This window comes from Hymenobacter jeongseonensis (assembly GCF_015694725.1).
GTDB classification, from domain to species: Bacteria; Bacteroidota; Bacteroidia; order Cytophagales; family Hymenobacteraceae; genus Hymenobacter; species Hymenobacter jeongseonensis.
Genome location: NZ_JADQDQ010000012.1, coordinates 47,664 through 61,035 on the forward strand (window position 1 = coordinate 47,664; position 13,372 = coordinate 61,035).

9 protein-coding genes are annotated in these 13,372 nt (G+C 60.6%); 7 read left to right on the plus strand and 2 right to left on the minus strand.

Translation table 11 applies throughout. The features are described 5' to 3' along the window. Nucleotides 1–49: 49 nt before the first annotated feature. The 4 genes from I2I05_RS18565 to I2I05_RS18580 all read left to right on the plus strand — a co-directional run bounded on the left by I2I05_RS18565 (nucleotide 50) and on the right by I2I05_RS18580 (nucleotide 6,415). Entirely contained in the window at nucleotides 50–1,468 is a 1,419-nt protein-coding gene (locus I2I05_RS18565; protein WP_196283750.1) for a sugar MFS transporter, read from the plus strand. Nucleotides 1,469–1,722: 254 nt separating this feature from the next. After that, on the plus strand, nucleotides 1,723–2,757 hold the full coding sequence (gene murB, locus I2I05_RS18570) for a UDP-N-acetylmuramate dehydrogenase (protein ID WP_196283751.1): 1,035 nt from the start codon (nucleotides 1,723–1,725) through the stop codon (nucleotides 2,755–2,757). 120 nt (nucleotides 2,758–2,877) lie between these two features. Continuing rightward, entirely contained in the window at nucleotides 2,878–3,894 is a 1,017-nt protein-coding gene (locus I2I05_RS18575; RefSeq protein WP_196283752.1) for a hypothetical protein, read from the plus strand. A gap of 166 nt (nucleotides 3,895–4,060) precedes the next feature. Continuing rightward, complete coding sequence (locus I2I05_RS18580) at nucleotides 4,061–6,415, plus strand: phospholipase D-like domain-containing protein (protein WP_196283753.1); 2,355 nt, start codon at nucleotides 4,061–4,063, stop codon at nucleotides 6,413–6,415. 228 nt (nucleotides 6,416–6,643) lie between these two features. On the opposite strand, the gene yiaA is transcribed toward I2I05_RS18580, so the two are convergent. Both yiaA and I2I05_RS18590 read right to left on the minus strand, forming a co-directional pair. Continuing rightward, nucleotides 6,644–7,081: an inner membrane protein YiaA gene (gene yiaA, locus I2I05_RS18585; RefSeq protein ID WP_196283754.1), complete on the minus strand. Its 438-nt coding sequence runs from the start codon at nucleotides 7,079–7,081 to the stop codon at nucleotides 6,644–6,646. Nucleotides 7,082–7,334: 253 nt separating this feature from the next. Then, nucleotides 7,335–9,779: an endonuclease MutS2 gene (locus I2I05_RS18590; protein WP_196283755.1), complete on the minus strand. Its 2,445-nt coding sequence runs from the start codon at nucleotides 9,777–9,779 to the stop codon at nucleotides 7,335–7,337. Nucleotides 9,780–10,126: 347 nt separating this feature from the next. Between I2I05_RS18590 and I2I05_RS18595 the strand changes: the two genes are divergently transcribed. Genes I2I05_RS18595 through I2I05_RS18605 form a run of 3 tightly spaced genes read left to right on the plus strand, consistent with a single transcriptional unit; the run spans nucleotide 10,127 to nucleotide 13,370 of the window. Then, entirely contained in the window at nucleotides 10,127–11,134 is a 1,008-nt protein-coding gene (locus tag I2I05_RS18595) for a WD40/YVTN/BNR-like repeat-containing protein (RefSeq protein ID WP_196283756.1), read from the plus strand. A gap of 3 nt (nucleotides 11,135–11,137) precedes the next feature. Further along, complete coding sequence (locus I2I05_RS18600) at nucleotides 11,138–11,776, plus strand: hypothetical protein (protein WP_196283757.1); 639 nt, start codon at nucleotides 11,138–11,140, stop codon at nucleotides 11,774–11,776. 46 nt (nucleotides 11,777–11,822) lie between these two features. Continuing rightward, nucleotides 11,823–13,370: a hypothetical protein gene (locus tag I2I05_RS18605; RefSeq protein WP_196283758.1), complete on the plus strand. Its 1,548-nt coding sequence runs from the start codon at nucleotides 11,823–11,825 to the stop codon at nucleotides 13,368–13,370. Nucleotides 13,371–13,372 lie beyond the last annotated feature (2 nt).

A 13,372-nucleotide genomic window follows, 5' to 3' on the forward strand; every position in this document is an offset into this window, starting at 1 on the left:
AAACAGAGTGCCACTTATTTCTACCTTTAGTCCCCCAAAAACTCCCCGCATGGCCACCGCACCCTTTACCGCCACTACCAACCCCACCGCGCCCGCCCGCTCCTACGCCGGCCCCATGGTGCTGATGACGACGCTGTTCTTCCTGTTTGGCGCCGTCACGAACTTCAACGACGTGCTTATGCCTTACCTCAAAGACATTTGCCAACTCACGGATTTGCAGTCTTCGGCGGTGCAGTCGGCCTTTTTCGGCGCCTATTTTCTCATGTCGCTGCCCGCCGGCTGGGTCCTGAAGAAGCTCGGCTACCAGCGCGGCATCGTACTGGGCCTGCTGATTATGGCCGGCGGCGCGCTACTATTTATTCCGGCCGCTGACTCCCGGGCTTTCGCGCTGTTTCTCACCGCACTGGCCGTACTCGGCGCCGGCATCACGCTGCTGCAAGTAGCGGCCAACCCCTACGTCAGCGTGTTGGGGCCGGCGCGCAATGCCGCGGCCCGGGTCAGCATCGTGGGCGTGGCCAACAACTTCGGCGGGGCGCTGTCGCCGCTAGTGGGCGGCTTGGTGCTGTTCGGTGGTTCGGTGGCGCTGAAAGCGCGGCTGGCCGCCTTGCCGCTGGCGCAGCGCCTGGGCGAAGAAGCCCAGTTGGTCAAAGGCCCATACATCGGGCTGGCAGTATTTCTGGTGGTGCTGGCGGGCGTGTTTTTCTTCTTGGTCAAGCTGCCCGAAATCGAGGGCATGGCCCCCGAAAGCGACGTGCGAGGCACCGAATGGGCAGAAGATGGCAAGCTCCAGGTCACCCACCGCGACAGTGCCCTTGCCTTTCCCCATCTGGTGCTGGGGGTAGTCGCCATTTTCGTATACGTTGGGGTAGAAGTAGGCCTGGGGTCCTTTCTTATTCGCTACGGCGAGGCGCAGGGGATTCAGCAGCTTTCGGCCTTCACCCAAAGTTTAGTGCGGGGACTGAACGTGGCCACCAACTACGCGCTGGTGTTGTTTGGCAAAGAGCCGGCGCCCATTGATACCACCATCGGCTTCACGAAGGCCGTGGGCGCGGTGCTGGTGTCGTCGTACTGGTTTGGCTCGCTGGTGGGCCGGCTCGTGGGCATTCCCTTGCTTTTGAAGTTAAACAACCGCGCGATGCTGGTGACGGTGTGCGCGGCCGGTGCCGCCCTAGTAGGCGCCAGCGTGCTGAGCACCGGCGAAACCGCTCTCTGGCTCATCGTCCTCTGCGGCCTGATGAACTCCATCATGTGGCCCGTGATATTCCCGCTGGCCATTACCGGGCTGGGGCGCTTCACTAAGCAAGGCTCTTCCTACCTGATTATGGCCATTGTGGGCGGGGCCCTTATTCCCCCGCTCATGGGCTGGCTGGCCACGCACGGCGGCGGGCTGCGGGTGGCCTTCGTAGTGCCCGCACTGTGCTACCTATACCTGTTGTTTTATGCCCTACGGGGCTACCGGGTGCGGTAGCATCAGGCCTTACGGTCCTCACAGAAACTCCACCGGCGCGCTGCCGCCTTCTTGCCATCCCGGATTTAAAGTGTCAAGTCGCTGGCGCACGTAGTAGCCCCAAAGCTTGCTCAGGCGCTTTGCAGCAGCAGCAAAAATGGCCGGGCAGCTTTTCCAAGTGGCCGCCACTACCGTTCTCACTACCGGCAGATGCTTGATAGGTGCTAACCTTTCGGTCCGACCAGCCGGAACCCGCCTGCCGGTACCTTTGCAGCATGCTCCTCGAAGAAAACGTCTCCCTCCGCCCCTACAATACCTTTGGCCTCGACGTGCAGGCCCGCTATTTCGCCCGCTTTGCCTCGGCCGATGAGCTGCGTCAGCTCCTGCGGCAGCCCGAAGTGCAAGGGCGCGAAATCCTCATCCTCGGCGGCGGCTCCAACCTGCTCTTCACCCAAGATTTCAACGGCGTAGTGCTCAAAAACGAGATTCGCGGGCTGGAAATCATCAGCGAAGACGCCGAAGCCAATACAGCCCTGCTCCGCGCCGGAGCCGGCGAAAGCTGGCACGGCCTAGTCGAATACGCCCTCGACCAACATCTAAGCGGCATCGAAAACCTCTCGCTCATTCCCGGCACGGTGGGCGCGGCCCCGCTCCAGAACATCGGCGCCTACGGGGCCGAGCTGCGCGACACCTTCGAGCACCTCGAAGCCGTGAGCCTCGCCACCGGCGATTTTCGCGTGTTCACGGCCGATGAGTGCGGCTTCGGCTACCGCGAAAGCGTGTTCAAAAACATCCTCAAAAATCAGTTCGTGGTCACGGCCGTGGCCCTGCGCCTGCACCGCCAGGCCCGCCCCAACGTGCGCTACGGTGCCATCAGCGAAACCCTGGCCGAGCTCGGCATCACCGGCGAGCCTACGCCCCAGGACGTGAGCCGGGCCGTGGTGCACATCCGCCGCTCCAAGCTGCCCGACCCGGCCCAAGTGGGCAACGCGGGCTCGTTTTTTAAGAACCCCGAGGTACCCCAGGCCCAGTTCGACCAGCTCAAAAGCAACTACCCCGACCTGCCCGGCTACCCCGTGCCCGGCGGCGTGAAGGTGCCGGCGGCCTGGCTCATCGAGCGGGCCGGCTGGAAAGGCCTGCGCCGCGGCCCCGGTGCGGGCACCCACGGCGTGCACGACCGCCAGGCCCTGGTGCTGGTGCACCACGGCGGCGCTTCGGGCAACGACCTACGCCAGCTCGCCGAGGAAATAATCTCCTCCGTGCGCCAGCAGTTTGGAATCGAGCTTCATCCGGAAGTTAACATTTTGTGATTCATTAGTACTTTGAACAATTGCGGGTTATCAAGCTGAATTCCGCGAAAAGTGAATAATTTGTTGCGAACTTTGCGATAGCAACTTCGCTGTCATTCTCCTTTTTTTACAATTCAAAAGATGACCAAACTGCTACTTCTGGCTGGCCTCCTGGCCGCCGCCCCGGCTGCTGTTGCGGCCGCTGCCTTGGCCCCCTCCGATGCCGTGGCACCCGCCGTGCTCAGCGTGAAGGCGGCCCGCGCCCTGGGTGCGGGCAGTACCGTAACGGTGCGGGCCGTGGTCCTCAACGGTGCCGAGATGGGCAACATCCGCTACGTGCAGGACGCCGAGGCCGGGCTGGCCCTCTACGCGCAACCCACCAAGCTCCCCGGCTACGGCGAGTTGCGGGCAGGCGACAGCATTCAGGTAACCGGCCAGCTGAAGACGTACAACGGTCTGCTGGAAATGGACCCCATTACCTCGTTCCATAAACTGGCCTCCGGCCAGCGGTTGCGCACCTTGCACGTATCCATGGCGCAAGCCAGTACGGCCTTCATCGAAGCCAACGAAAGCCGCTTGGTCGAAATCACCGGCGTTACGCGCCTGCTCACGCCGGCCGGCAGCCCGGCCACGGTGTTGGCCGGCAATGCCAACTACTTGCTGGACGGGGTGGCCGGCGCGCTGATGCGCGTGGCCGCCGCCAGCACCGGCCCCAATGGCCTGGTGGACGTGGCCCCGCCCGCGGGCGAAAGCTTTGATGTGCGCGGCGTGCTGAGCCAGTTTGCGCCGGGTGGCACCGGAGGCTACCAATTGCTGCCCCGGTTGGCTTCGGATATGGTGCGCGGTGGCGGCCTGCCCCGTCTCACCGAGGAGCCGGTGCCGGTTGACGTGAGCGCCACGGGGTTCACGGTGGTGTATTCTACGCTGAATGCCGGCGATACCCGCGTGCGCTACGGCCTCAGCGCCAAAGACCTAAAGGAAAACCGACGCGACGCTACCCTCACAACCCTCCACAGCATGACGCTGACCGACCTGCTGCCGGAAACTACTTACTACGTGGAAGTAAGCTCGCGCAATGCCGTCGGCGTCGAAACGGCCCCGCCGGTGCCGTTTATCACGGGCAATGGCAAGCGCGCCCGTCCCGCTGCAAAAAAATAAGCCCCGGCTGGCGCATGGTCCTGCGCTCTTCGGGCATCGGGCCCAGTAACCGCAACGCTGCCAGACGCCCTGCCGCTTCAGGCTGACCTCATTCGGCCGGGAACTGCCATCTTTGTGGTTCGGCTTATGGCTTCGTTTTTTCCAATCAACCCTTTTTAGCGTGTTTATGAAGAAATTTACCCTGCTTGCTTTGCTGGCGCTTGCTACTTCGTGGCAGGCCGTGCAGGCCCAAACTCCCATTACCATTGCGGCGGCCCGAGCCCAGGCCCCAGCCGCTAACAACGTGGCCGGCCCCGTCGTCACCGTCACCGGCATCGTCACCAACGGCCGCGAGCTGGGCTCGTCCGTCAGCATCATTCGCTACATTCAGGACGGCACCGCCGGCATTGGCGTGTATACCTCCGGCGGCACGAGCGGCCCTTTGGTTAGCGCCCTGGTACCCGGCGATAGCATCATCGTGACGGGCGGACTGAAAATGTTCCGCGGGTTGCTGGAAATTGACCCCGTTACGTCCGTAACGGTAGTAGCCGGCAACCGGCCCCTCCCCGAGCCGGTAGTCTTCACCAGCGCCAACTTCACGGCTGCCTACGCCGAGCAGTACGAAGGCCAGCTGGTGCGCCTCAACGGCCTGACCTCGGTGAACACCACCAGCGGCGGCTCGGTCACGTCGTTTTCGGCCAACACCGTGTACCGCCTCAACAACAGCGCGGCGCTCGCCACCTACGTGCCCACCAATTCCAACGGCGCCGACGGCCTCATTGGCAAGCCCAGCCCCACCGGCACGTTCGATGCCGTGGGCATCATGAGCCAGTACACGTCCTCGGCTACGGGCACCACGGGCGGCTACCAGCTGCTGAATCGTAAGTACGCCGACTTTATCCAGGGCAACACGCCCAACCTGACCAGCAGCCCCGTGCCAAGCAACATCAGCACCACCGGCTTCACGGTTAGCTTTGCTACGCAGAACGCCGGCGACACGCAGGTGCGGTATTCGACCTCGCCAGCGCTACCCGCGGCCAGCACCACCACCCTCTCCGATGCGGCCGCAGGCACGACGCACAGCCTAGCGCTCACGGGCCTCCAGCCGGCTACCGTGTACTACGTGCAGGCCATTTCGGTGAACGCCACGGGTCGTTCCGAGTCGCGCGTGACGCCCATGATTACGGCCTCGCTCTCGTCGGGTACGATGAAGACCTACTTCACCGGCACGGTGGACAACACCCTGGCCCTGCCCAACAACAACGCCACGTACTGCCGCAATGGCAGCATTGCCGATACGCTGGCCAAATACATTGGCCGCGCGCAGCAAACGCTGGACGTGACCATTTACAACTGGAACAACAACGTGATTCTAAACGCCGTGAACGCCGCCTACGACCGCGGCGTGCGGGTGCGGGTCATCTACGAAGACGACAATTCCAACTTTAGCATTGCCAACCTCAAGGCCGGTATTCCGCGCGTGTTCCGCCCCGCGGGCGGCGCCCTGAACACCACCAGCATCATGCACAACAAGTTTGTGGTGATTGATGCCAGCAGCATCGACCCCAACGTGCCCACGGTGTGGACCGGCTCGACCAACTGGACCCCGGCCCAGCTCAGCTCCGACCGCAACAACTCCATCGCGGTGCAGGACCAAAGCCTGGCCCGCGTGTACACCATGGAGTTTGAAGAAATGTGGGGCAGCGCGACGGCAGCGCCGGGCCTGAGCCTGTTTGGCTCGCGCAAAACCGACAACACCCCGCACTACCTCGTCATTGGCGGCAAGGCCGTCGAGTCGTGGTTCTCGCCCACCGACAACGTGAACTCGCGCCTGATTGAGACGATAAAGACGGCCGATTTTGACCTGCACGTACTCTCGATGCTCGTGACCCGCAGCGACGTGGGCCGCGCCCTGGCCGAGCAGGTGACCCTGCGCAACATCGCGCCCTGCTCCGATGGCCTGACCAACGACACCAGCGGCGTGGCCGGCTTCGTGTTCCGCACCATCCGGGCGGGCATGGGCAGCCGCTACCTGCTCGATAAGCTCTCGGGCATCATGCACCACAAAACACTGATTGTGGACGCCGGTGCTCCGCAGTCGGACCCCACCGTCTTCGTGGGCTCGCACAACTGGACGGCTTCGGCCGACACCGAGAACGACGAAAACACCCTGGTTATCCACGACAACCTCATCACAAACCAGTATTACCAGGAATACGCCGCCCGCATCGCCGACCAGAATCAGGGCGTTACGGCTTGCCGCCTGCTGCTGGCTACCCGCACCGGCACGGTGCAGTCCAGCACCATGCAAGTGTACCCCAACCCCACGCGCGGCAGCTTCCAGCTGCACTTGGCACGCACCACGGCCCGCACCGCCACCATCGTGCTGCGCGACGCCACCGGCCGCGTCGTGTTGGAGCGCACCCAGCCCTACAACGGCACCGACCTGACTGTAGACGCCACGGCGCTGAAATCGGGTCTGTACCTAGTGCAGGTAACCACGCCCGAAGCCACGCAGGTTAGCCGCGTGGTAGTGGAGTAGCTCTTGCTCTAAATTCCTAAAAAAGGCGGCTCCTGCATCAGGAGCCGCCTTTTTTATTTAACCATGAGGTTTGACAGAATTGGGGTTCGCTGCTGCTATTTTAGTACATCGTCATGCTGGGCTCGACTCTTTGAACAATAGGTTTAGTGACGGCACGTGAGATGCTTCTGAACCGCTCAGCATGACGTATCAATTGGGCTTGTTGCATCAGGAATCCGCCCCAACCAGCTAGTCTCTAAATTGTTCGGACTTGCTGCTGTGCAGGCTGTCCCGGGTATTTTTCTGCACGGCGATGGCGGCAAAGAGCGTCAGCACAAACGACATGGCATAGAAGCCTTTTTCGCTCAGTGTGAGGGTGGCGTTCCACAGGCCCACCGAAAGCAGGGCCACCGTGAGGAGCACCGAAACCCAGCTGATGCCATAGTACAGATTGGTAACGGGGATGCCTTCGAGGCGGTCACGCACGCTTTTTTGCACCGAGATGGCAGCGAACAGGCCATACATCAATACGGTGAAATAGTAGCCTTTCTCATTTATGGCCATCTCGGCGTTCCAGAGGCCAATGTTGAAGGCGGCAAAGCCGGTGAGCAAGGCGGCCCAGGAAGCACCGATAAAGGCGGCGGAAGTTTGTTGGGCGACGGGCTGGCTGGTGGTTTGCGGGTTCATGACAAGAAAAGAGTGGGGTGTAGTTCAGCGTTTGAATGGCAGCGACATGCTGCCTTTGTTGGTGTGGAACAAACGTACCACTCTCCTACCCGCTTCCCTTATATACAATTTATAATTGTCTGACTTTTCAAATCAATAGGCAAATCGATTTTGAGCACGGAAAATCCTAAAAAAACAAACCCAGGCCTTATTCAGACCTGGGTTTCCTAAGAATCAAAGGATAATTGGGGCGACTTTAGCCAACGCTAATTTCCTACTTCAGCACCGCAATGGTCACCCCATCGCCGCCCCTATCGGCGTGTTCGTCGGCCACGCTGGCCACGGCGCGCTGCGAGCGCAGGTAGTCGCGCACTACTTGGCGCAGCACGCCGTTGCCGCGGCCGTGCAGGAACTTCACTTCGGGCATGCCCAGCATCACGGCGTCGTCTACGAAGCTCATGGTTTTGGTAAGGGCGTCTTCGGCGCGCTCGCCGCGCAGGTCCAGCGTGGGGCTGAAACCGGCCATGCGGTCGGTGATGTTTACGCCGTTGCCGCCGCCCGAGCCTCCGCCGCTGAGACGGCCGGCTTTGGACTTGGCGGCCTGCTCCCGCTCGCGGATTTCGGCCCGTCCGAGCTTTTCCAATTGGCTGAGCTTGGTCAAGGTTTTCATGCCGCCGAACATGACTTCTGCGGTGTTGCCCTTCACGCTCACCACCTCGCCGTGGCCGTCCTGGCCGAACAGCGCCACTTTGTCGCCGGGCTGAAGGCTGCCGGTTTCGGCGCGTTCGCGGGTGGCCTTGGGCTTAGGCGGCTCAATCTGAAGCTCTTTTTTTACAAACGTGTCTAGTTTCTCGCGTGCTGCCTTGTTGATTTCCTTGTCGGCCTGGCCGCGGCGGATTTCGCCAATGGTAGCTTCTATTTGCTGGTTGGTGTTCACCAACAGTGCCTTAGCTTGCTGCTTGGCGGTGCGCAGGGTTTCGAGCTTGGTGTCTTCGAGGTGCTGCTTGAGGTCGGTGTATTCCTGAGCGGCGCGCTTGAGGCGCTTTTCGGCCTTGGCGGCTTCGGCGGTGCGTTGTTCGAGCTCGGTTTTCTCTTTTTCGAGACCTTCAAGCAGGCGGTCGTAGCGGATTTTGTCCTTGCCTACCAGTTGGGTGGCGCGCTCCACGACCTCCTTTGGCAAGCCGATTTTACGGGCAATTTCGATGGCAAATGACGAGCCCGGCTTGCCCACTTCCAGGCGGTAGAGCGGCTGTAGCTTGTCTGGGTCGTAGCGCATGGCGCCGTTCACGAGGTGGGGCGTGCGCTCGGCGAAGTTTTTCAGGTTGGTGTAGTGCGTGGTGATGACGCCGAACACGCGGGCCTTGTTGAGTTGGTCGAGCACGGCCTCGGCGATGGCGCCGCCCAGGCTGGGCTCGGTGCCGGTACCGAATTCGTCAATCAGCACTAGGCTTTTCTTGCCGGCCAGCAGCAGGAATTGCTTCATGGCCAGCAGGTGCGAAGAGTAAGTACTCAGGTCGTTTTCCAGGCTCTGCTCGTCGCCGATGTCCAGGAAAATGTCCTCGAACACGCCGGCTTCGGAATTGTCGGCGCAGGGAATAAGCAGGCCCATTTGCAGCATAAACTGCACCAGGCCCACCGTTTTCAGACTCACGGATTTGCCGCCCGCGTTGGGGCCCGAAATCACCAAAATGCGCTGCTCGTGGTTCAGCTCCAGGTCCAGCGGCACCACTTCGCGGGGGTCGCCGTTCTCGCGCTTGTGCTGAGCAAAAGCCAGCTGGAGCAGCGGGTGGCGAACGCCGTGCCACTTCAGCAGCGGCTTGTTGTGCATCACCGGCAGTTGGCAATCGAGCGAAACGGCCAAGCGCGCTTTAGCCCGAATAAAGTCAATCAGCCCCAAATAAGAGTAGGCGCGGCGCAAGTCCGGCAGGTGCGGGCGCAGCTGGTCGGTCAGGGCCGTGAGGATGCGAATCAGCTCGCGGTGATAGGCATTGTCGAGGTCCTTGATGTCGTTGTTCAACTCAAAAACCGCTTCGGGCTCGATAAAAACCGTTTGGCCCGAGGCCGATTCGTCGTGAATCAGGCCCTTCACTTTGCGCTTGTGCTCGGCAATGACGGGCAGCACCAAACGGCCACCGCGGATGGTGGGCTCGGCGTCGCCGGGAATCCAGCCCTCGTTTTTGGCGTGGCGCAGAATGCCGGCAATCTGCTTGCGCAACTGGCCCTGCCGCGCAATGAGCTCCTGCCGAATCTGGCGCAGCAGCGGGCTCGCATCGTCACGCACGGCGCCCTCGTCGTCCACCACCTTGTCCATGGCGGCCAGCAAATTACGGTCGACCTGCACGCCAATGCCCAGCAGGCGCAGCGTAGGGTACAGGCCGGGGTCGGCGTCGGAGAAAAAGGCGAGGGCCTGGCGGATGGTGCGCAGGCTCATCTTCACCTCAAAAAACGCGGCCACGTCGAGGTAAGCGCCCGGCAGGGCCGCGCGCTTGAGGTGCACCTTGGGGTCGTAGTAGTGCGAGGCCGGGAAGTCGGCGCCCGACCGCAGCAAGTAGGTGAATTCGTCGGCCTGTTGCAGCAGTTTCAGCAGGGGCTCGTGCTTGGTTTGGAACTCCATGCGGGCCACGTAGTGCCGGCCCAGCGGGGAGAGACAATTGGCCTCGAGCTGCTCGCGCAGGGTGGTGAAGCCGATTTTTTGTTCGAAGTGTTGGGGTAAAAGCAAGAAAGTAGTCTTTCGGTATTCGAGGATGGGGTACGAAGGTAAACACTGCGTGCGGCGGGAATGATTCGCAAAAACATTACGAAATATTTCTCCCCTCATGCGCCTCGCTGGCGCGCTGGCAAGTAATTATTGACAGGCCCGACGATTGACACTCCCGCCCGCGCCAGTATTGACTGCAACAGCTTAAACAGCGGTCCCAGCTCGCCACGCGCTTTCGCCAATCAGGTTCTCTCGCCCACGGCTATTTCAAAAAAATCACCGCTTTAGTTCTGACAAATAAATAGAGTTTTTGTCTAGGTGCCCTCTTAGCTTTGACGCTAATTGTATTGTCACACCTTAATTTTTATATGAAGAAATTCTACCCGTTGGCTTTGCTTGGCCTGGCTCTGGGAGTCAGTGCGTGCAAGGAAGACGTCTACGTTCTCGATTCGTATTCAACGATGCGCTACGACGTGCTAGCGCTGCCCACCGCGGCCGATACGCTGCGGCTAAACTCCGTTGACTTTTTGTCGGCGCGCGAGGGGTTTGTGGGCGGCGCAAGTGGCTCGCTCTTCGCCACCACCGACGCTGGCTTGACCTGGACGCGCCGCTCGCAGCCCACCCTGGGCAACATCAACAAGCTGCTCTTCACCTCGCCCACCGCCGGTTGGGCGGGCACTAGCAGTGGCCTGTACCGCACCACTAACGGCGGCCAGAGCTGGCAGCGCCAAGTCATTCTAGACGCCTATGGCTCCGGAGCCGGCGAAGTAACGGACATACAGTTTGTGACAGCCCAAACCGGGTACGCGGTGGGGGCGGGCGCTACCATTCACAAAACCACCAACGGCGGCACCACCTGGACCAACGTGCAGCGCCGCCTCGACAAGCGCTACACGTTCCGGGCCGTGTCGTTCACGTCGGCGGATTCGGGCACTGTGATGGGCGACGAGCAGTCGCGGTGGCTGACCGCCAATGGCGGACAAACCTGGTATGCATTCGACTACTATGGCAACCCCCAGGACAACACCACCCACGACGTTCTGCGCCTAAATCTCAAAACCTATATACTGGCCACCCCTCATGGCTTCGAGGCGCACGACGCCAACCAAAATTATGCGCCCGACGATGGCTATGGCCACCCCGTGTTTGGGCTTGCCACTACGGGCCGGGGCGGACCCGTGGTAGGGGTTGGGCGCCGCACCGTGGTCCGGCGCCACGAGGACTACTCAACGGCTGAACACACCCCTTGGGTGTACGTGCACGCCCCCGACGGCACGTCCATTGACGCGACTTTTTACGCCGCTGATTTTGCCAACGCCAATACTTTTTATGCCGTCGGCCACCGCGGCCTCATCTACCGCTTTCACTACCAGTAACCAATGAAAACGTATTTCCCTCTGCTGGCCCTGGTGGCGGGCGGTGCCTTGGCGTGCCCCGTGCAGGCACAGGTAAGCAAGTTTCACGGCAGTTGGGGGGCCGGCGTGGTGTCCCTTCGGTCCCGGGGGCCTATGCAAGCCAACCCCAACAATTACGCGGGCATTACGCCCGGCTATGTGCTGAAGTCAACCCACGCAAACCTGGTTCTGCTAAACGGTAACCTGGGCTTCGACGCTCCGCTACTGCAAATGAGCGGGGGCGAACAATCATTTGGCCTCTCGCTGAATGCCACGGCGGGGCTACTGGGCACCACCCGCCAGGATATAGACGGCTTCAACCGCTCGTTCATTCTAGATTTTCCGGAATACGTCACCTACCGCTACGGAGCCAAAGCCAGCAAGCATTCCCAAAAAACCTTTGGGGTGGGCGTCGGCCTGGGCTACCGGTTCTGCAAGTTTTTCTTGCCCTTCAACTCGCCTAGCGCCATGCTGGAAGGCGTGTACGCCGCCGACTCCGACTGGTTTCTGCGCCTCACCGGCGACCTTCGGCCCACGCGCTTCTACAACTACTACTCCAGCGAAGGCCCGGTCGAAGTTCTACGCATTCGCGAGTTCAATATGACCCTTGGCAAATCTTTTTAGGCAAATCCAGTCGCCTTCATCCCCTCTTTTTCCTTCTACTATTTCCATGACGCCCCCGTACCATTTGCTGATAGCGCCCCTCCTGCTGGCCCTCTCTACCGCACCCGCAATTGCCCAAACCCGGCTAGCCGCTACCATTGCGCTGCATAAAAAGGAAATACCCGGCGCGGTTCTCCAGCGGCAAGACGGCAGCATTGCCTTGTTTCTAGCCAAACCCGATGAAAGCGCGGTGCGGCTGCTGCTGCTGCAACCCGATGGCAAAATAAAATGGGAGCGGTCCATTAGCAAGCTGCAGGGCCTGCAGGTAGCGGCCGACCCCCAACAGCCCCCGACCTTGCTCAACCGTACGTTGATAGAGCGGCTTTATCCCACGCTGGAGCCGCTGGAGGTGTTTGCCCACGGCAACACCCTCTACGCAGCCGAAGTGGTGGACAAGGACCTGGACCGCCTCGACAAAAGAGACGACATCCACCACCACGACATCCTGCTGCAGCGGCTGGACTCGATTGGCACTGTGCAGCGCTTTGTGTTGCCCTACGCCGATATTCCGAAGCACGTCAGCGTCAGCAGCATGGGCAGCTACGTGGAGAGCGGCGTTTTTTACCAAATAAGCCGGGAGCAGAGCAACCGCCAGGAAACAGAGGAATATTTTCTGAATTCGTTTGACCTGAGCAGCCAGGCCCGTCAGCATGTTCCCCTTAACCTGACGAAGCTCAACAACAGCCAATGGGCGCCGAATTTCAAGGAAACCTGGACGCTGCTCACGCATCACAAAGGCGTCACGTACCTGTACCGCCGCTACAAATCCAATGCGGGCTCCACGCCCGAGCCCATTATGCAGCAGCAATACGAGTTACTCGGCTTCAACAACCAAGGGCAGTTGGTAGCCACAATGCACCCGGGGCTCGGCCTGGGAGATTACCGCATTATGGGAAAGGCCCTACAGAAGGCTTCTTTTTATTTGGACCCAACCACCGAAAGCGTACTAGTGAGCGGGGCTTACCAGCAGACCACCAAAAACCGGCTGCTGCAGAGCCCCGCTACCGCCGGATTTTTTCTTGACCGCTACGGCTTGAACGGCCAGCGGCTCGTGCGCCAACAGGTGGCCTACGCCGATATTCTGCCGGCCAAGCAAAAAGCACTCCTCCAACAACTGGCCGAGAGCGAGGGTGTGATGGTATTCCGCGACCCGGCTACCCAAAAGCTGGTGGTGGATGTGGCCATCAAAAACGGTTATGCGGCCCTGTACTTCGATGAGAAGCTGCAATTTGACAAGTCAGTGGTGAACACCGAAAAAGAGCGGCGGAAAAGCCTCATGGCCAGTGAATACGTTTACCAACTGTCCCATACTGTTAAGAATTATTCGTACAATTCTCGCTACATCACCATTCCGGTCATGGGCGAGATTCTACCGGTTTATTATTTTCAAACCAGCGCGCCACTCCACCAGCAGGCCTATGCGCTGGTACTTAAAGCCAAAGACAAGCAGCCGTACCGACGTTACATCAGTGCATCGGCTGGCGGCACTACGCGCACGGTATTGGAAATCAGTGAGCAGCAAGGTGGAGTCGTCCGAATTTATACTATTCAGTAGCT